The organism is Dyella flava (assembly GCF_016904955.1).
GTDB classification, from domain to species: domain Bacteria; phylum Pseudomonadota; class Gammaproteobacteria; order Xanthomonadales; family Rhodanobacteraceae; genus Dyella_B; species Dyella_B flava.
This window is the reverse complement of record NZ_JADIKE010000034.1, coordinates 189,585-208,833: the sequence shown is the minus strand read 5'-3', so window position 1 is coordinate 208,833 and position 19,249 is coordinate 189,585. Positions and strand designations below refer to the sequence as shown.

Here is a 19,249-nt window from a genome sequence, read left to right as displayed (position 1 = left end):
GTGCTTACTCTTGTCGGCGCTCGGGTGCATCGGTTCCATCCGGATCTGACGTGTCTTCATGATTGATCTGCTGCAAAGACGGGCTGGGCGCCGCGGTAAGCGACTCCTGCGGCGGAAGCTGCAAGTGCCAGCCCTGCGTGCGCAGATGCTCCATCACCACTTCGGTGTCTTCCTGCGGCAAGCGCCGTTCGGCATGCAGTTCCACCTCAAGCACAAAGCGCAGGTCGCCGAGCAACATGGCCAGTGATTCGGGAATGACCTTGAAGCCATCCTTCTGATGCAGCCATAGATAGGTATCGGCTTTGCGCTGGCTGGCGTAGACGAAGCAATGCATGGCGAAGCCCGCGAAATCATCAAGAGGATCGTGAAGGGTAGTCTGAAGACGGGTAACAGGGAACCGGGAGCACGTCGACCCCGCGAGTCGCGTGTTCGGCATGTTGCATCGGCAGGATCAGGCGCATGCTTGATGGGCGACGGCCACGATGCGCTCCCATTGCCGCCATGCTGCAACCGCACTTGCATGCCCTGATCCGAGTCGGCAGAGTGCGCCCGGGGGGCTATCAAACGCGCGTATGAATTCTGCCGCGGCGATCCTCGCTACGACCCGATCCGTCATCCGTCCGAGGGACACCGATCCCTTGGCAGATACCGGTCCACCCGAGGCCGGAATCGTCACCAAGAAAAAAGCAGGAGCAAGCAAGCGATGCCTATGTTCTTCCACAACACCGCCCGTGGTGGCCGCCCGTTCGCCTTGGCGGCGCTTGGCCTGGCTATTGCCGGCGCCTTGGCTGCGCCGCAGCAAGCCCACGCCAGCGCCTTCCAGCTGAAGGAAGACAGCGCGCAGTCCATGGGTATGGCCTATGCCGGCTCGCTCACCGCGGATGGTGATGTGTCGGTGGTGGCCAACGGTCCGGCCTCGATGACCGATCTGAAAGGCACCTATTTCGAAGCCGACGTGACCGCGATCAACTTCGGCACCACCTTCAGCGGCAGCGCGCATGACGTGCTGGGCAACCCGATCAGCGGCAATAACGGCGGCAACGCCGGTACGACCATGCCGGTGCCGGCCTTCTTCTTCGAGACCCAGCTGAGCGACCGCTGGCACGTGGGCGCCGCCTTTTCCGTGCCGTTCGGCTTCAAGACCGAATACAACAACGATTGGATCGGCCGCTACAACGCCATCGAGTCCAAGTTCGAATCGCTCGACGGCACGCTCTCGGCCTCCTATGACGTGACCGACACCCTCAGCATCGGTGGCAGCGCCATCGCGCAGCGCACCAGCGCCACGCTGACCAATGCGATCAACTTCTCCAGCGTCGGCCTCGCACTGGCCGGCCCCGGCAGCGCACTCAACCTGCCGCCGAGCGCGGTGTACAGCCTGATTCCGCCGGGCACCGACGGCCTGGCCCATATCGAGGGCAGCAGCTGGGCCTGGGGTTGGCAGCTGGGCACCCTGTGGAAGATCGATGCGAAGGATCGCCTCGCGTTCAACTATCGCTCCAAGATCAGCCATCGCCTGCAAGGCACCGCGGATTTCGACGTGCCGCAGAACGTGTCGACGCTGATCGGCCAGCTTGCGCCGGTGCTGGGCCTGAACACGGCCAACCTGCCGTTCCAGACCACCAGCGGCACCGCCGACTTCACCACGCCCGCCGTGGCGACGACCAGCTATTGGCACCAGGAAGACAAGTTCGGTTTCGGCGCTGACGTGGCCTGGACCGAATGGGATGTGTTCAAGAACCTCACCGTGAACTACGGCAATCCGGCCCAGCCGCAGAGCACCCAGGTATTCAACTGGCATAACTCCTATTACGCCTCGCTCGGCGGCGAGTACTACCTCACCAACAAGTTCACTGTGCGTGGCGGTATCGGCTTCGACACCACCCCGACCTCCGCACCCACCCGCGAAGTGCGCGTGCCGGACGAAACCCGCAAGCTGGCCTCGGTCGGTGTCGGCTACAAGGCGACGGAGCACTTCACGATCAACGCGTCGTACGCGCACATCTTCGTGAACCGTGCGTCGATCGACAACGACGTCAGCGCCACGGAAGATGCGATCACTGGTACCTCCAGCGATTACGGCAACCTGTTTGCACTCTCGGGTGTCTACAAGTTCTGATCGAAGGCAAGCCTGAAAAACAAAAAACCTCCCTGCGCAAGCTGGGAGGTTTTTTTTGACCTAAGCCGTGCGGATAAACCGTTCGTATCGTTGAGCGCGCTTCGCGGCACAGATTTGACGCATCACCCGAAGCAAAGGCGTCAGTGCAATCTGACGCGACCCCATCCTTCACTTCCGAAATGCCATCAGTAGCCGCGCCCTTACATCCCAAAAAATCAGCGCGCAAAACGTACACAAAAAGTCATCGAAGGCCTACATGGTCCGGTGGGTCAACTCGTTATTCTGGTACCCGTCATCAGCGTGAACTCTAACCAGGCAACGCCGATGACCCATGCAGCAATGTATGGAAGGCGCGGATCGTGAGAGCTGTCACTCCCACGACCCGCTAAACCAGTCCAACTAATTGGGAGTTGAAATGGTCTCCACAGATCATACGGCACCTGTTTGCCCATCGGTTCCCCCGGAACCGCAATCCAAAACCGTCCCCTTCGCCGACTATCAGCTTTATCCCCTGAGCCTTGCGCAGGAAAAAAAGCTGACCGACACCATGCGACTCGCCGGCACCGCGCTGGCCGGTCAAGTGATTCAGGACCTGCTCGCGTACAGCGACGCCTACCAGCGTGCTTTTCCCCGAGCCCGGCGCAACAACGTCAGCCCTTGGCCGTTAACCCCCGCACAAGCCAGTGGGCTGCATGCCGCGTTGTACTACCTGCGTCAGTACGTCGGCACGCTTAGAACGGAGACGGATGGATAGCACGCTCGTGCCGTAGGATCGCTTCCCGGCACGCTGCGTGAGGAACAGTGTGCCGTTTCTTTGGTGGGGCGATCTGGTGCGGCGAAGGCTGTCACGACCGCGCAAATAGATCGTTGACGCTCGCGGATGCCAAAAACCGCCCTTGCCACTTCAACCGCTTTCCTTGGATAGGGTTGTTAAAGCGGCAATATGTTCAAAGATTATTCAATGACTCAGACGGATTGAGTTGCTACTGGCTCGGCGGTGTTGGTATAGCGATAACAAAGATACAGCAGCGTTAGACGGAACGAGCCATTCATAACAGCTTGCGCGATAAGAGGCCAGGAATCGCTCAGAGCGTAAGTAAACCCGTATGCGATGACGCTCAAGTCCTTCATCGCCACGGTAAAGTTCATGACTTTAGAGAGGCCTTGCGATGATTTGTCGGCCAGGATGCCTCTGATCTGGGTCACGTAAGCGTGTATTCCGTAGATAGTCACACATGTCATGCTTAGCTTTAGGTACTGGAATTGCGCTGGAGTTAACTCTTTATTTAGGACCATCAAGCCAAATGTGACTGCAAGCAGCGAGAGTGAAACTAGTAACGTAAGAAAGGTCAAAGCGCTTTTTTTTCCAAACCAAAGAAAGAAAAGCATGAAGATCGCAAGAAGCGTGGCCGTGCCGCGCGTGACGACTAAAAAATAGTCAGACTTAGGGAGAAGGTATCCGTATGCAAAGAATAAGAAGACGCCGAGGAAATAGGCAACGAAATATGAGACAGACAAGTGCGAAAACTTGTTACGTCCACCATTGAATGCGAGTCTCTTAAGTAAGATTGTTTGGTGAAGTCCGCCCCAAAGTGTAGTAACAAAGAGCGCGGAACTCAGCCATCCAAGCAGGTCGTGCAAATTCATATCCATTGACAGCACTTGATTTGATACTTAGATGAATTTCCGATTGCCAAAAGCGTAGGTTCCTCCAGGCCGAGATGGGCCGCAAAGGTCCTCTTTTTCGATGAAGACAGGCGTTATCCCGAACTTTCGAAATAGAAATCTCAAGGAATTCGAATCGAGAAAGCGCTTTTGATTGTGGCCAAAGCTACCACAGAGCTCGGCTTGAGCTGGCGCCCATCCTTCGATAAGGATGAAACCATCAGGTTTTAGTGCGCGCAGCGAGTTATGTATTGATTCCGCGAAGCTGTGCACGTGCTCCAACGATCCATTAACTAGGGGTGCTATTGCTTCTTAATGCTCTGGCTACTTTTGCGTGCCGGATCGTCGGCATGGCCTGCGAGGCAAGGGGCATGAGCGCTTGGTTGTGGCCGCGCACGACCAAGCGGCGCCTTTACTCAATCATCCGTATCGGACAGGAAGCCTGGTTACGACGATGGCCGCTGCCCAATGTCAACGAACTCACACAGCACTTGCGAAAACTCGATGGCGCCACGCTCGCTCAAATGGGAATCCCAGGATGAAAACGTGGGGATACCTCAGAACCTGGTAACGTTTTTCCGGAGAAACCTAGGTGCTGGCGCTCCCTTACCGGTTTGCCTTACTGCATTGGGGATACGTAACTGACCCATCTGTCTGGTAGATAAAGGGCAAATAAGACAGGCTGTGGTCGTCATTACGCCGTACGCAAAACACGCCGACATAATCTTGCCCACCAAGAAAATCATTCGGTGGATCTACGGCGCGCAAGCTAAAGTTATAAGTTTTCCCAGCCTCCAGTGGATAGATGGTATCTCCCTGCTCATAACCGTCAATGTGTTGACCGAACGCTAAGCATTGCCCTTGACTAAGTACAAGCGGTTTCGCGCCGGACTTTAGGCGGATGATCCAACGAGTGAAGGGTGTAGGTGGCTTTGCCACAGGCGCGGTGGCGCCGCTCACGAATTCTGTTACGTCCGCACTCCATACCGACACATCCTTTGTGCCTTCCGGTAAGCAGGCGTAGAGAACGCCGGCCACTTCGCGAGTGTTAATCCTTACGCTGCCACGCGACAACGCCAAGGCGGTGCCGCATGCCAGGGTTGCGATACTTGCCGCTATCAAATTGTAGGCTCTAAACATGGACTATCTTGCTACCTTGGAAGATGAATTTTATTGCCTTGATCACCGATGAAAGGTTCCACGACATTGCGGAGCAGATCCGCATTCCAGATGTATGTGGAAGCTTGATCTTTTTGATTGATGACAAAGACCATGTAGTAATCCGACAGTATCTCGGCCTGCTGCTCAAAATTGAAGTCATGCAGGCGGCTATCTGGCATCAAGGTGTACCGGTAAGCGGACGGTCCGTGGATGGTGACGGTGAGCCCTTTCCGCTTTACGGGGTAACCCATTTGGTATTGCCATATGTGCGCCATTTCATGCATGAAAATCGCCTGATCCCTCAATTCCCCCGAATTTGAAAAATCGTTTCGATAAATTGAGCTTGGATAATACATTTCACCATTAGGCGTAACAGCGGTATTTGAACGCTGCATCCCCATAAACGCCCACCATCCGCCGTGATGAATTTTCACCCTGCTGTAATGCACGGCATCGCCGTAGACGGTTCGCGCCATCGCAATTTCACCGGTGGTCATCGACCTTTCTTTTCCTTTGGGTAACTCAACAACGGCAACGGCCGAATCGGCGCAATTGAAACGTTGCCGTCCATCGGCAGTACAGAGTCGCTTGTCTTTCAAGTTGATGATGGGAATATCGCTCCCTAAGTTGCGACAACACACGACATCGTGGGCCTCGTACGGGGAGTCCACGCTGATCGAACGGATCAGCTCGGAAAATCCCTGCGTCGTGAGGAGGCGGGTGAATCCGTTTTTATCGGTGCGTCCTTGAAGGTTGCCATGGCTCAACTCTACCGTGTAATGGAGATTGCCAGCCGGCTGGTTATTGCCTCCCACCAATTTCAGTCGCTCAACAGGGCGTAAAGGTACGCTTTCTTCCTTGGGCAAGGCTTGGGGTTGTCGAGGGGAATAGCATTGCGGGCAGGACGGGTTATTGCAACGGATCGAGTGCACGGGACTCCCATGGGGATTGGTTACACATAGGGCAAGGATGCGGGCCAGTACACGCAGTGTCTATCAGGCATCGCTGATTATCGCTGGTGATCTTCTGATCAATTCTTCGTAGGAGTCACCGGCTCTGTCCGTTCGCAGGCCGCAGGCGGAGAGAGTGCTTGGATGTACTCGGCTTTAAGCAGCGAGGAAGGCATGCGGGCGGACGGAGCCAGCCCCAACGTGCTGAATATAAATAATAACGGGTGATGTCCAGAAGGCGCACAGGCCGCGCAGCTTGAACAGCCAGCCTGCCCTGCGCCACGCAACACACTCTGCGGGCCTTATGAACGCGATGCCGAGTGCGTGGAGTAGATCGGAGCGTCCCTAGGGTCATATGACGCCTACACTGAAAACAAAAAACTCCATGCGGGAAACAAAGGGGTCAGAACCTGAGGTTTCCCCACGTTTTCATGTCATCACCGCCATGTGATCGAGCACACGTGATGGTGGAAATCGTAATCGCTGAAGCGAAAGCGGAAGAGGCTCAAACGGCCAGCTTCTGACCAACGCTTCACGGCCTACGCGCAGGATTGAGTAAAGCCTGCGCGCGGTCAATATGGGCGACAACCAATGTGTGATGCCCTTTGCCTCGCAACTCATTCCCGCTATCCAGCACGAGAAAGCAGCCAGCGCTTTGACCAATAGAAGGACTTCCAGGCGTGACCCTATGCGCGTGAGACTGTCTTCGAAGCCCTGTCCATAACGGTGTGATTTCAGGTCGCGGAATGAAGCTTCGATCTGCATGCGACGTGCATACAGCTGAACCAGTTGTTGTGCGCTCAAGATGCTGAGTGTCGGGGAGGCCACCAACAGCCAGGGCTCCGCTTCTCGTCGCGCGCATTGCCGGCTGACTTTGTTTCGAGCAACTCTGCCTTGGAGCGTCCAATCTTTGCGTCGCTGAGGGGCCTTACGATAGACCACGCAACGGCAAATCAAAGGGCGGCTACGATTGACCGTCATCGTCGGCAATTCGCGTGGCTTTCGATCAGCAAGCTCATAAAGCGCACGACATGGCCCCCATTCTCCCGGACGGTCTTCAATATCAAGCGGCTTGACCAGTGTCGTGCCGCGCAAACGTCCCACCCACTCCCAGCCCATCGCCGAAACTGCCTCGAACCAGGGCGTCCGATAACCTGCATCGGTCACCAGAATCGGGCGTACCGAAGGGGGTATCAGTGACTTTAGCCGCTGCAGAAAGCGTCGCTCTGCTTGAGGTGAGCCCTGTGCTTTGCCGGGGAAAACCATGTCCAATACCGGCAGTGTGCGCCCTCCAATAGGTACCGCTGCCCGCAACAGACACCAGGATCTATCGGGCTTCAAATCTGTCCAGTCGATCACGATTACAGGCCGCTTACCTCGTAAAAGCCAACGACTCATGTCCGCGTAGATCGCCTCCCGGTGATTTTGAAGATGCCGACTACTTAGCAGGCGGTCAAAGGCCTTCAGCGGCGCTCGAACGCGTTGAGCATCCGGCCAAGACCGGGCTACGTCTATGAGTGTCAGGCGCCGCCCCGGCACTAATGCGTCGACGGACTTGAGTAATACCTGTTTACGAAGCGCATGCATCGCACTCAATGAATTGGACAAACACTTCTGCAATACTCAGCTTGCGCGCATGGGCCGGCACTCTTTGTGGCTTGGTCGCTTTGAAGAATGCGCCATGCGCGCACTGTTTCGCCACCTCGAATCGCCGCAACTTGTTGATTGAGCAGGGTGAAACGTGGGGAAACCTCAGGTTCTGACCCCTTTGCTCTGTGCCGTAGGATCGCTTCCCGGCACACTGCGTGAGGAACAGTGTGCCGTTTTTACGGCGGGGCGATCTGGTGCGGCGAATGGGGTAATGGCTCGCGTGGATGCTTCTGCGGTGCGCTGCTAATACGAGTGGGACGGTGATGCGTGATTTCTTTTGGGGGTTCTAGGTCGAGTGTCTTGTAGGAAAAATCCTACATGGTTTGATGCGAGCGAGGCTGTTACTGCCACACAAACAGATCATCACGTGCACTTAACCGGTCGATCCGCATGCTCAGCAGAGCAGCAAGTGCAACAGGGGAAAGCTAATGAAATCTATTTTTTCCATCCAATGGGTGGAGCCTATCTTGTGGCGACGTTTTTACTTCTTTAGTCGCCAGCCCATGCTGTCTTTTCGAAGACAAAATTAAGCCGATTAAACACAAATCGGGCGGATCAGGCTGTCCCGGTTTTACTCGATAGATGGTGCGAGCCATCTTGTAAGCGCCGTTTGTTTATCGCCGACTTAGACGAGATTAGTACAGGGGAAATCATGGACCGAATTGGCACACAGTGTCGCAAGAATTTGTTCTCGCGGCGGAAACGTTCGATGGGCGCAGGAATGACGAAGTTCCTCGTTTGTCTTGCGGCGGCGCTGCTGGTGTGCTCAGGAGGTGTTTATGGCGAGGATGACAGTCCACCGGCTTCTACGGATGCGGGTGGTGGTGCAGGAGCGGGTGGGGGCTTCGGGGGTGGCGTCGGAGACGTCACGCAAGGGCAACCTGTAAATGTTACCGCCAACCGTGCTCCGGATCCGATCATTGATCTGGGAGGTAGCACCTTCATCGGTATGTCTCCCTCGCAATACATTGGTCCGCCATTGCAAGTCAGCAAATCCCCAGGGGGAGTGCCGACCCTTGCAAGGGTTACGGTCAACGCTAACGTTGATCAGACGAAATCCCCATGTGATCCACAGCCAACGGGAGGTGATCCGGTTGATCTGAGCTCGGGAACCAAAGTCGAGTCGGTGACGGACTTTGCGGTTCCCGGCGAAATGGGGCTTCAATTCACCCGGTACTACAGCTCCAACTACTACAGTCCAAGTTCCTACTACAACCAAGGCACCAACACTCGACTGGGTGTCTGGACGACGAGCTTCGACTATGTGCTGATGGCCGATCTTGGTCAGTCGAACTGTCAGTTGTTCGTGCCCAACAGTGTTTGCCCAATGGTTCTCATCCATCCGGACGGATCGATTGTGCAGTTTTCCGTCGGAACAGTGAACGCGGATGGATCGGCCTCTTTCAATGAGCTTCATAACGGCATCGCCACGCTCACTAGAAACAGCGATGGATCTTATGTCGTTCACGATGAAGACTCCAAGGTACTGACCTACAGCAACCAGCTTGTCAACGCTTGGCTCGGCGAAGAGGTACAGTTGTCGTCAGTCAAGGATCAGGCCGGCGTAGGCTGGACGTTTACGTACCCGAACACCACCACCACTGTCGTGACGCATACATCGGGACGAACGGTGACGCTGAGCACCAGTTTCAATGTGTCGGAAGCGGGAAGCGACACCGTCAACCGCCAACTGACAGTTACCGACCCGGCCGGCAATACCTACACCTACGGCATGGTTGATCCATCGAGTAGCGTAAATTATACCGAGCCAGGTTTCCTCATTGGGGAGCTTCGTTCGGCGACGCTTCCCGGTTCCCCCGCTACCACAGTGAGCTACACCTATAACGATGGCGTTACTGGTGGCCCTTACCTCTGGGCGTTGACAGGAGTTGCTTACAACGGTGTGCTGCACGATCAGACGAGTTATAACAGCCAGGGGCAAGCTGTCCAGACTCAGATGGCGGATGGCACTCAACAGACCTCGATCAGTTACAGCAGCAACAGCACGGGATCGGTCGCTACAGTCACCAATCCGCTTGGTCATGTTTCAGTTTACCAGTTCAACACAAAATCGGACCTCGTTTCGATCACCGGGCAGGCTTCCGCGCATTGCGCCGCAACACTTAGTTCGCGCACTTACGATGCGAACGAAAACGTATCTTCGGAAACGGACAACGACGGTAACGTCGTCGACTATACATACGCTGCAAATGGCGAAATCCAGCAGAAGATCGAGAGCCCAGGTGCATATCAGCGAGTTACAAACTTCGTCTGGGATTCGACCCCCGCAACTGATCGGCTGCTTTCTGTCACCGTTGTCGGGTACTTGCAGACCACCTTCACATACACGGCTCAAGGACGGCTTGCGTCTGTTACGCAAACCAATTTGACGAGTAATGGCGTCGCGAATCAATCACAAACAACGACTTATCGCTATGCGCTGAATTCAAACGGCATGGCTTCCAGCGTGACGACGACTTATCCATCACTCAATGGGGCAAATACCGTCACGTATTCCTACGATGCCTATGGCGATGTTACGGGCATCTCCAATGCGTTGGGGCAAGCGACCACCTATAGCAATCTAACTGGACTAGGGCTGCCCCAAACCACTACGTCGCCTAACGGTAATGTAGTCGACTACACCTACGACGCCCGAGGAAGGCTGACCACCTTCTCGCACACTTACGGAGGAGTCACTAATACAGGTGGGTATAAGTACGACCCTAATTCCGGACAAATTTCCGAATACGAGCGGCCCGATGGTGAGATTACAACCTACGCTTACGATGCCGATTTCAAGTTGACCAGTTCGACATGGACCGGTCCATCCGGGGCGGCCGTCGTGACGAGCAATACTTACGACGCCAACGGAGATGTGACGGGTACAAGCTGGACCAGGCAAGGTATAAGTTCGCCAGATCTTGTGACGAGCACTTCTTACGACGAACTGGGTCGGCCCATTGTCATCAATGGTAATCACGGTCAAAGCAGCACTCTTACCTATGATCCGAACGGTAATGTCTCAACTGTTACCAATGCCGCTGGTAATACAACAACTTACAAATACGATTCGGATGGTCGCCCGGAGTACGTCACTGATCCAGCAGGGCATACCACCGTACATGAGTACGATTACGGCAATCAGTCTCTTCAAACTACCGATCCGCGAGGGCTGGTCACTAAGTACGCGCGAGACGGATTTGGTCAACTCTGGACATTGACGAGTCCGGACACCGGAACGACGAGCTATGCCTACGATGCATACGGCCATTTGACCAGCAAGACAACCAACGATGGTAATAGTGTCACCTACACCTATGACACGCTTAACCGCCTGACTTCTGCAGCGGCGAGCGGCCAAACCTTTGGCTATACGTATACGTACGACTCATGTACCTATGGCGTCGGTCATCTGTGCGGGTTTTCGGATTCTACGGGGACGACTTCATATACCTATGACATCATGGGTGATGTGGCGAGCAGAACGTGGAGTAATGGTCTGTTCGGAACGTCGACAACCAGTTACGCCTACGATGGGATCAGGCGGTTGGTTCAGATCTCCGAGGGTGGGGTCTACGTAGTCGACTACAGCTGGGTGGACGACCAAGTTGGATCCGTCGCTGTGCAGTTCAATGGACAAAGCGCGACCGTGCTCTACGGGGCCAAGTACAACGCGATGCGGCAGCCTTTAGGCTGGACATGGGGCGGTACCGGTATTCAACGGACTCTGACGTACGATAACGATGGGCGATTGACATCGATCAGCTCCATGAATGGTTCGTCAGCCATTCAGAGCCAAGCTTATACATGGAATGATTTGGATCTCATCACCGGGATAAATAACGAGGTCTACAGCACCATTACGCAGAATTATACGTACGATAATCTTAATCGGCTGACCAATCAGTCGGGACCGGCACCTTTGGCGTTGACCTACGATGCTAATGGTAACCGCGCTTCACAGGTCGATTCGGGCACCGAAGCAATCACTATAGCCTCGACCAGTAACCACTTGTTGACGCGTGGCGAGAATACCTACAGCTACAACGCCAACGGCAATGTCAGCATGGTGTCGTATGCTACGAGCGGAACGAATGTCACTTACAGCTATGACGGGTTTGGTCGCCTGAGTAGTGCTGTTCGCAGTGGAGCGGCCAGTATCTGTGAAACCAATGGGGACTGTCCCGCTTATCCGGCAGGTACAACGTCATACGTTAACAATGCGCTTGGTCAGCGGAAGTGGCTGGATGGCCCTGAAAGTGGATTTCAGATATTCAGCTACGGCTTGAGTGGCGAACTAAGCAGTGAAGCCACGGTTGCGCCTGGGTCAAATACCGCTAACATCAATTATTACGTCTATTTTGATGGACAGCCGGTGGCATTGATCAACGATGAAAGCACGCTCTACTACCTTCATGACGATCACTTGGGCCGCCCTGAGGAGATCACAAACACTAATGGCAGTATGGTGTGGCTGGGTTTGAATTATGCGTTTGATCGTTCGATTTTGGTGCAGGGTATCCAGAACGTGGATATCGGTCTGCCTGGCCAGGTCTATGATTCAAATACAGGGAATTGGAGTAACGGATTTCGCGACTATGATTCAAGCGACGGCCGGTACCTGGAATCGGACTTGATCGGCCTTGGGGGGGGCGTAAATACTTATGCCTATGTGGGCGGGAATCCTACAGCCTCAATCGATCCATCTGGTTTGAGAGCTGATACCGATCTCTGCGCCGGTCTAACTGCTCAAGGCTGCATGCAAATGGCACAGTTCGGTCCAGACTACGTGACCCTCAATGTGACGGTGCCATCGGTCTTTGAATTTGGCGGCACCATTACTAGGGCGGGAACAGTGTTCCAACACGGAGGTTTTGCCCTTGGTTCGCCGAAATCCACCGCCAGCGGAAAGAACTGGGGATTCAACTTATCCATCGGTTATCTTCTTACGCCGTGCCCCGGAACGAATGCTGGTGTCAATGGATTCGTCGATGGTCCATCAAAGTCGTTCAGCTACTACAATTTCGTTGGAGGGGGCATTGTTCACAACGGGTCGGGTACAGCAATAGAAATGGGCGTGGGACTTGGTGGAGCCAGCGGCGGAGGCTCCTATGCCGGCATGGTTGGGCAGATTGGACCAGGATTGAGCTATACGCCCGTACCTTCACCTTGAGCTGCCAATGAATAAGTTCCTCTCCTACCTGCTGCCTTTTATCGCGATCTTTGCATTTGCCTCGTTGATGGAATGGTATGACGCCCGGCCAGTGCCGGGTGAGCCGGCAACGGTTGCACTTGTGCGCGAATTCGGATCCATTCCCATTCCCACCGCACATGTGCCGGTAGATAATCTAACTGTTCTTAACCGCGGAAGCGCCATTCGCGTAGTCCGTTATTTTCGGGCCTACCAAACAGCTAACTCTATCTTGTCCTATTACGAAGGCGCGTTACCAGGCTTGGGCTGGCAACTGGCGGACACTACACAGCGAAATAGCGCGGAGCCGACCGTCAGATTCTGTAGAGCAGGAAGAAGTCTCGTAATCGATGCCGTTCCCGGTGAGAATGCTACGACTTACTACGTCGGCCTTGCTTGGGCGAAGCGCAGAGATAGCGATGTGTATTGTCCAGGTTCGGGGGCGGGAATCGGGGCCACCCATTAATCGTTCAATTAGTGGATGGAGTGGTCCCGTGCAGCGACTGATCAACCCCGTCGCAACAGAATCTCCAGCATCTGCCGGAAGCGTTTGCCATAAGGCGGGTTAAGCAAGCCGGTGCCGTTGACGCGCACCCACACTGAAAACAAAAACCTCCCTGTGTGAGCAGGGAGGTCTTTTATGCGCCTCGGTTCACCGCGCAGCGACTGATCAACCCCGCCGCAACAGAATCTCCAGCATCTGCCGGAAACGTTTGCCATAAGGCGGGTTAAGCAAGCCGGTGCCGTTGACGCGCGCCTGATGGAACACCGGCTTCATGTGCGAGAACGTGCGGAAGCCTGCTTCGCCGTGATAACCGCCCATGCCGGACGGACCCACGCCGCCAAAGGGCAGGTTGTGCTGGGCGATGTGGTAGAGCGTGTCGTTGAGACTGACGCCGCCGGCATGGGTGCGCGCCAGGACATGATCGATCCTGTTCTGATCCTGCTCGAACAGATAGAGCGCGAGCGGGCGCGGATGCCGCGAGACGTAATCGATCGCCTCGTCGAGTTGGTCGTAGGGGATCAGTGGCAACAGCGGGCCGAAGATCTCTTCCTGCATCACGGGCATGTCGTCCTGCACCTGCGTGAGCAAGGTGGGCGCAAGCAGCCGCTCGGTGGGGCGATCCTCGATGTTGGCCAGTTTGGCCGCCTGTGCGCCAGCTTTCACCGCCTCATCGCGCAGCTTGGCCAGACGCTGGTAATGGCGGTCGGTCGCAATGCTGGCGTATTGCTTGTTGTTGGCCAGATCCGGATACAGGCGGGCGACCACGGCGCGTGCCGCCGTCTGGAAGCGCGCGACATCTGCGCGTGGCAGCAAGACATAGTCGGGCGCGATGCAGGTCTGTCCGGCGTTGACCATCTTGCCGAACACGATGCGTTCCACCGCATGTTCGAAGCGTGCGCCGGGGCCGATGATGGCAGGCGACTTGCCGCCCAATTCCAGTGTGACTGGCGTCAGGTTGGCCGACGCGGCACGCATGACGTGATGACCGACGGCGGTCGATCCGGTAAACAGCAGATGATCGAACGGCAGGCCGGCGAAGGCCTGGCCGACGGCGGCATCGCCGTTGACCACCAGCACTTCGTCGGGCTGGAAATGACGCGCGACCAGATCGGCGAACAACGCGGAGAAGCGCGGCGTGTATTCGCTCATCTTCACCATCGCGCGATTACCTGCCGCGAGCGCATCGACGAGCGGGCCCACGGCCAGGAACAGCGGGTAATTCCACGGCACGATGATGCCCACCACGCCCAGCGGTTGCGGGCGCATTTCGGTACGTGCGGGCAGGAAGGCGAGGCTGGCCAGTCCACGCCTGGGCTTCATCCAGCGGCGGCCGTGGCTCAGCGCGTGGCGGATCGCCGAAAGGCTGGGGAAGACTTCCAGCATGTCGGTTTCTTCGCGCGGGCGGCAGCCGAAGTCGGCGTGGATGGCATCGGCGATCTCGCTGCGATGATCACGGACCACCGCTTCGAGTGCACGCAGGCGTCGCGCGCGAACGCTCCAGTCGGGCAACGGATGCTGCGTCTGCACTTCGCGCAGACGCTTCAGTTCGCTGGGCAGGTCGAGACGATCAGGCAGGTTCATAGGGGTGTCCTCATCGCTCAGAACTTGGTTCTCAGCTCAATACCATATACCCGCGGAGGCGTAATGACTGCATACGGCGTGCCGAAGTCTTCGGTGCTGTCGTTGCCGATGCTGACCACGTAGCGCTTGTTGAACATATTGTTCACATACAGGCCTACGCCCCAGCGCTCGTCGGGAGTATGCCAATCCAGGCGCGCATCCGTACGCTGGGTGGAGGTGCCGACGGTAAACAACGGCGTGGTCAGGCAGGTGCCCTGGATGCCGGAGTCGGCATTGCAGCGTGTGGGACCGCGATAGGCGTACTGCAAGTTCAATTCCAGGTTGCCGTTATAAATGCCGAACCAGGTGTAGTCTGCGCCGGCGGTGGCCGAGAAGAGCGGCTCGCCGGTCGGCTGTCCGGCCAGGTTCACGCCCGAGGTGGAAATGCCGCTGATATAGGAGCTGTCGATATAGGCCGAGGTGAAGTTCAGGCGCACGGCGCGCGTTGGCTGCCATTGCGCCTCCAGATCCACGCCGTGAGCGTGCTGGTCGCTGGTCATCACCTCGTAGAACGGCACGCCGGAACCGGAGTAGTTCGGATTGAGCACCGACGATTGCAGGTTGGTATAGCGGTAGTAGTAGGCCGACGCGTTGAACAGCAGGTTGTAGTCCGGGAACACGGCTTTGACGCCGCCCTCGTAGTTCCACACCTTTTCCGGCGCATACAGCGAACCGACCTGCAGGCTGTTGTAGCCGCCTGCCTTGTAGCCCTTGGTCACCGACATATAGGCCATCACGTTCGGCGTGAACTTGTAGCTCAGCACGGCGCGCGGGCTGAAGTCGTGCCAGCTGTGTTGCGCCTGCACCCATTGGCCGACGTCATTGGGAAAGACGATGTTGTGACCGAAGGCTTCCAGTGCCTCCTGTGCATCCGGCGGCAGCAGGTTGTAGATGCCGGTCGACATCAGTTCGGCGATGGTCTGGTCGAAGGCAGTGGCCTGGCGTGGTGGTGTATACCAGGTGAAGTATTTCTGGTCTTCGGTGTAACGCAGGCCGGTGGTCAGGTCGAGATTGTCGCTGAGATGCCAGATCACGTCGCCGAACGCGGCATAAGCCTTGAACTGGCCGACGTTATTGATTTCCTCTTGCCACGGATCGCCGAGCAAATTGTAGGGCAGGCCAAATGCCTGCAAGCCTTGCGTGATTTCGGTGAGCGGCAGGCCGACGCCCTGGACGTTCTGTGCCAGCGTGTCCAGGCTGTAGGTGTTGGTGTTGACCTGGCTGGTCTGGCGCGCCTGTTCGGAATAGAAACTCACGCCCGACACCCAATCCATCAGGTCGTTGTCGCCGGACAGTTTGAATTCCTGGTAGTAGCTGTTGTTGTGCTCGATATTGGTCGTGGCCAGATAGCTGACGACGTGATCGGTGCCGTCATTGTCTTCGGCGTTGTAGGTATTGAAATGCCGCCAGGCGGTAGTCGAGGTGAGGCTGCCCCAGGCAAACGAGTGATCGATGATCAGCGTCGAACCATCGAAGTGCCGCCACTCGGCTGCGCTGATCGCATCGTTGTACAACGGCGCGGTCAGCGGATTGATATAGGTTTGCGGATTGGGCGGAAACGGTGGGCGTTGGTAAATGTTGTTGGACAGGGGGACAAGTCCGATCGCCGGCTGCGGCGGCTGATCGAGCCGCTCGTGATCCCACGACCAGAGCAGGCGCGTGTCGGGCGTGATATTCCAGCGATAGACGAAGCGGCTGCCCCAGTCGTCATTCCTGCCGTAGTGCTGACCGGTAGCCTGATCCTTGATCCAGCCGTCGCTCTGGTTGTCCAGCACGCTGACGCGCAGCGCCATGTCCTTGTTAAGTGGAATGTTGACCAGCGCCGTCTCGTAACGCTCGCCGTCGTTGCCATAACGCACCAGCACCTTGCCTTCGAACTTGTCGCTTGGTTCGTTGGTGACGATGGAGATCGCACCACCCGCCGCGTTACGTCCGAACAGCGTGCCCTGCGGACCCTTCAGCACTTCGATGCGATCGATGTCGTTGAACGCCAGCAAGGCACCACCGGAGCGCGCGGCATAAACACCGTCGATATACACACCGACGGCCGATTCGGTACCGATGCCGAAATCGCTGGTGCTGATACCGCGCAAGGAATAGCTCGGCTGCGTCGGCTGGCTGCCATCCACCACCAGTCCGGGCACGAACAGGGAAATCTTGCTCAGGTCGGTCGCCGCCTGCGTGTCGATCTGCTGTGCGGTGAGAATCTGCAGCGGAATCGGCACCTGTTCCATTTGCTGCGAGCGGCTTTGCGCCGTCACGGTGATATCACCCAGCAGCTTGGCCTTGCTTGCATCGGCTGCCGATTTGCTCGCGGCCGGTTTGGCCGCGGGCGGATTGTTGCTGGCGTCCTGTCCGGCGCCTTCGGCGCTGGCCGACCACAGCGCGCACAGAAACAGCGCAGCACCGCCGAACATGGCCTGGCGCATACACCTGGATAGAGTACGTTGCCGCATCGTCATGTTGTCTCCCCTTGCTTTATCGAATCGCATCGCCGCCGAGGCCGATGCATCTCGTTTATTTGAAGTGCTCGCCTCCGGCCAAAATGCCACTCCCCTTGCCGGAAGGAGCGCGATACTTCACCAACAGCAATGCCACCACCACGCACACCGCGAACCCCGCCGCGATCAGCGGTATGCGCTGAACGTCTTCGCCGTGCACGCTAAAAGAAGCCGCGAGCGGACCAAAGCCGGAGCCCAGCAATTGAGCTGCCGGCACCAGCAAGGCAATGCGTCCACGCGGATCGATATCGAACGCCAGCCGGATGTGAAACGGCATCTGGAACAGCCACGCAAACCCGAACACCGCGCACAGCGCCGCGAAGCCCCATGGATCGGGCCAGGTCAGCCGGTGCATGGCGATGCCGATGGCCACAATCACCATCGCACTGAACACCAGGGTCGGCCCTACCCGCCAACGGCGCACCGCCATCGCGGCGATGCTGCCGCCGATCACCTGCATCAGCAATACCAGCGCGACCAGCGCATCGGCATTGCTGCCGACGATGCCCGCATGCTTGCTCAACGGTTCCAGATACGCCCAGAGCGTACCGATCGCGCTCAAATGCGCAAACGGCACGAGCAGGGCAAAGAACCCGCGCCATGACACCACCGACGGCATGATCGCATCGCTATGCGTACCGACCTGCCGGGGCAGTCGCGCGGTCACCAGCAGCGGGGTAATGCAGACTGCCGCAAGCACGATAAAGCCCGCCTGCCAGCCCAGTACATGCAGTGGGAGCCGTGCGAGCGCGAGTGCCACCAACGCCTGTGTGAGGGTCTGTGCGGTGAGGAAAATGCCGGCCAGGCGATCCGGTTCGCGCGAACGCACGATCACCACGGTGGTGATCCAGAACAGACTCGCTTCGAGCAAGCCCGCCGCTATACGCATGGCGACGCAGGCTGCATCGCCATGCACCATCAGCGTAAGCAGATTCACCGTCACCAGCAGCAGGCTGCCGAGCACGGCCACCGGGCGAAGCCGATCCAGTGGCAGGAATTTCTCGGCCAGCACCACACCGATGCCGAGTGAGAAGATTTCGCCCATCGCAACGATGCCGACCCCTTCCAGCGAAATGCGGTGCTGCTCGATGAGATCGCCCAGCAAGGCCGGTTGCAGGCCGAGCATCATCAGCGCGACACAACCCACGGCCAGGGCCGCGACGATTTCCGAGCGTCGAAAAGCGATCGACACCGATGTCGTCATGGGCGGGTCCTGCCGTGGTGCATGTGATGCCGATGCATGCTGCGCTCCTCAGTAGCCTTTCACTTCTTCGGGTAGCAATCCTTGGGCGAAACGTTCCATCGCGCGGCGTTGATCCTTCTTCAGTCGACCGTTGGCGATGTGGCAAACCCACCATGGCAAGGTATGCACAGCGGCGCCGCTTGCCGCCGCCAGCACATAAGCCTTGGCGCATTTCTCCAGCAATTCGGCATTGAGCACCAGCCGTTGCGTGGTGCTGCCGAACACCAGCAGCGTCTGGCCGCAGCTCCAGGCGTTGCCGCCGGTGGCGAGGCAGTGTTCGGCACTGGCCGCGGGATCGCCGGCCATGTCGCGCAATGCCAAGGCCGTGCGCCCCAGATGCCGCGCCTGTTCATCGAATACTTGCGGCAGCTTGCCGCCGAAATCACCGAGCGCGCGGCCATAGACGCCGCCGCCCAGCGCAATCGCGCCCACGTCGGGACGCGCGCGATAAACCGCAGCATGCCACGCGTGTTGGCCATCCGCGGCAGCCAGCGATACGCGCACGGACGCTTGCCCCGGCGTGCCGAGCAAGATGTCTTGCGTGCCGGGCAGGCGCACCGAAACGCTGGCATCCGCGCCAAGCAGATGCTTGCCGTCCAGGCGGTGGATCGCGTCTTCAAGGCTGGCGAACGGCATCGGCA

General features: G+C 57.3%; 13 protein-coding genes. 4 read left to right on the top strand and 9 right to left on the bottom strand.

From position 1 onward, the window contains the following. Positions 1–4: 4 nt before the first annotated feature. Positions 5–334, bottom strand: a complete 330-nt coding sequence (locus ISP19_RS09120; RefSeq protein WP_204681051.1) for a YcgL domain-containing protein — start codon at positions 332–334, stop codon at positions 5–7. 369 nt (positions 335–703) lie between these two features. Between ISP19_RS09120 and ISP19_RS09115 the strand changes: the two genes are divergently transcribed. Continuing rightward, entirely contained in the window at positions 704–2,119 is a 1,416-nt protein-coding gene (locus ISP19_RS09115; RefSeq protein ID WP_204681050.1) for an OmpP1/FadL family transporter, read from the top strand. Positions 2,120–2,534: 415 nt separating this feature from the next. Next, a complete protein-coding gene (locus tag ISP19_RS09110) occupies positions 2,535–2,873 on the top strand; it encodes a hypothetical protein (RefSeq protein ID WP_204681049.1) in 339 nt (112 codons plus the stop codon). Positions 2,874–3,085: 212 nt separating this feature from the next. Here the strand turns inward: ISP19_RS09110 and ISP19_RS09105 are convergent, their stop codons facing one another. From ISP19_RS09105 to ISP19_RS09090, 4 genes are all read right to left on the bottom strand, one after another. Then, the gene (locus tag ISP19_RS09105; RefSeq protein ID WP_204681048.1) at positions 3,086–3,772 is read right to left on the bottom strand and encodes a hypothetical protein; all 687 of its coding nucleotides are present in this window, start codon (positions 3,770–3,772) and stop codon (positions 3,086–3,088) included. Positions 3,773–4,390: 618 nt separating this feature from the next. Beyond that, complete coding sequence (locus tag ISP19_RS09100) at positions 4,391–4,924, bottom strand: hypothetical protein (protein ID WP_204681047.1); 534 nt, start codon at positions 4,922–4,924, stop codon at positions 4,391–4,393. A gap of 11 nt (positions 4,925–4,935) precedes the next feature. Next, positions 4,936–5,811 (bottom strand): hypothetical protein, encoded by an 876-nt coding sequence (locus tag ISP19_RS09095; RefSeq protein WP_204681046.1) that lies wholly within the window; start codon positions 5,809–5,811, stop codon positions 4,936–4,938. Between the two features lie 513 nt (positions 5,812–6,324). After that, positions 6,325–7,482, bottom strand: a complete 1,158-nt coding sequence (locus ISP19_RS09090; protein WP_239556709.1) for an IS4 family transposase — start codon at positions 7,480–7,482, stop codon at positions 6,325–6,327. A 715-nt stretch (positions 7,483–8,197) separates the two neighbouring features. Here ISP19_RS09090 and ISP19_RS09085 point away from each other — a divergent pair. Both ISP19_RS09085 and ISP19_RS09080 read left to right on the top strand, forming a co-directional pair. Beyond that, positions 8,198–12,721 (top strand): RHS repeat-associated core domain-containing protein, encoded by a 4,524-nt coding sequence (locus ISP19_RS09085; protein ID WP_204681045.1) that lies wholly within the window; start codon positions 8,198–8,200, stop codon positions 12,719–12,721. Between the two features lie 7 nt (positions 12,722–12,728). After that, complete coding sequence (locus tag ISP19_RS09080) at positions 12,729–13,205, top strand: hypothetical protein (protein ID WP_204681044.1); 477 nt, start codon at positions 12,729–12,731, stop codon at positions 13,203–13,205. Between the two features lie 204 nt (positions 13,206–13,409). On the opposite strand, the gene ISP19_RS09075 is transcribed toward ISP19_RS09080, so the two are convergent. From ISP19_RS09075 to ISP19_RS09060, 4 genes are all read right to left on the bottom strand, one after another. Then, a complete protein-coding gene (locus ISP19_RS09075) occupies positions 13,410–14,825 on the bottom strand; it encodes a coniferyl aldehyde dehydrogenase (RefSeq protein ID WP_204681043.1) in 1,416 nt (471 codons plus the stop codon). A gap of 17 nt (positions 14,826–14,842) precedes the next feature. Continuing rightward, the gene (locus ISP19_RS09070) at positions 14,843–17,320 is read right to left on the bottom strand and encodes a TonB-dependent receptor (RefSeq protein ID WP_239556692.1); all 2,478 of its coding nucleotides are present in this window, start codon (positions 17,318–17,320) and stop codon (positions 14,843–14,845) included. Positions 17,321–17,381: 61 nt separating this feature from the next. Beyond that, positions 17,382–18,569, bottom strand: a complete 1,188-nt coding sequence (locus tag ISP19_RS09065) for an MFS transporter (protein ID WP_204681041.1) — start codon at positions 18,567–18,569, stop codon at positions 17,382–17,384. A 48-nt stretch (positions 18,570–18,617) separates the two neighbouring features. Further along, positions 18,618–19,244, bottom strand: a complete 627-nt coding sequence (locus tag ISP19_RS09060) for a class II aldolase/adducin family protein (RefSeq protein ID WP_204681040.1) — start codon at positions 19,242–19,244, stop codon at positions 18,618–18,620. Positions 19,245–19,249: the final 5 nt, after the last annotated feature.

What these genes read in the sequence shown, in the direction of transcription:
- ISP19_RS09120 (WP_204681051.1), bottom strand. Translation starts at nt 334, where the DNA reads ATGCATTGCTTCGTCTACGCCAGCCAGCGCAAAGCCGATACCTATCTA.
- ISP19_RS09115 (WP_204681050.1), top strand. Translation starts at nt 704, where the DNA reads ATGCCTATGTTCTTCCACAACACCGCCCGTGGTGGCCGCCCGTTCGCC.
- ISP19_RS09110 (WP_204681049.1), top strand. Translation starts at nt 2,535, where the DNA reads ATGGTCTCCACAGATCATACGGCACCTGTTTGCCCATCGGTTCCCCCG.
- ISP19_RS09105 (WP_204681048.1), bottom strand. Translation starts at nt 3,772, where the DNA reads ATGGATATGAATTTGCACGACCTGCTTGGATGGCTGAGTTCCGCGCTC.
- ISP19_RS09100 (WP_204681047.1), bottom strand. Translation starts at nt 4,924, where the DNA reads ATGTTTAGAGCCTACAATTTGATAGCGGCAAGTATCGCAACCCTGGCA.
- ISP19_RS09090 (WP_239556709.1), bottom strand. Translation starts at nt 7,482, where the DNA reads ATGCATGCGCTTCGTAAACAGGTATTACTCAAGTCCGTCGACGCATTA.
- ISP19_RS09085 (WP_204681045.1), top strand. Translation starts at nt 8,198, where the DNA reads ATGGACCGAATTGGCACACAGTGTCGCAAGAATTTGTTCTCGCGGCGG.
- ISP19_RS09080 (WP_204681044.1), top strand. Translation starts at nt 12,729, where the DNA reads ATGAATAAGTTCCTCTCCTACCTGCTGCCTTTTATCGCGATCTTTGCA.
- ISP19_RS09075 (WP_204681043.1), bottom strand. Translation starts at nt 14,825, where the DNA reads ATGAACCTGCCTGATCGTCTCGACCTGCCCAGCGAACTGAAGCGTCTG.
- ISP19_RS09070 (WP_239556692.1), bottom strand. Translation starts at nt 17,320, where the DNA reads ATGCGGCAACGTACTCTATCCAGGTGTATGCGCCAGGCCATGTTCGGC.
- ISP19_RS09065 (WP_204681041.1), bottom strand. Translation starts at nt 18,569, where the DNA reads ATGACGACATCGGTGTCGATCGCTTTTCGACGCTCGGAAATCGTCGCG.
- ISP19_RS09060 (WP_204681040.1), bottom strand. Translation starts at nt 19,244, where the DNA reads ATGCCGTTCGCCAGCCTTGAAGACGCGATCCACCGCCTGGACGGCAAG.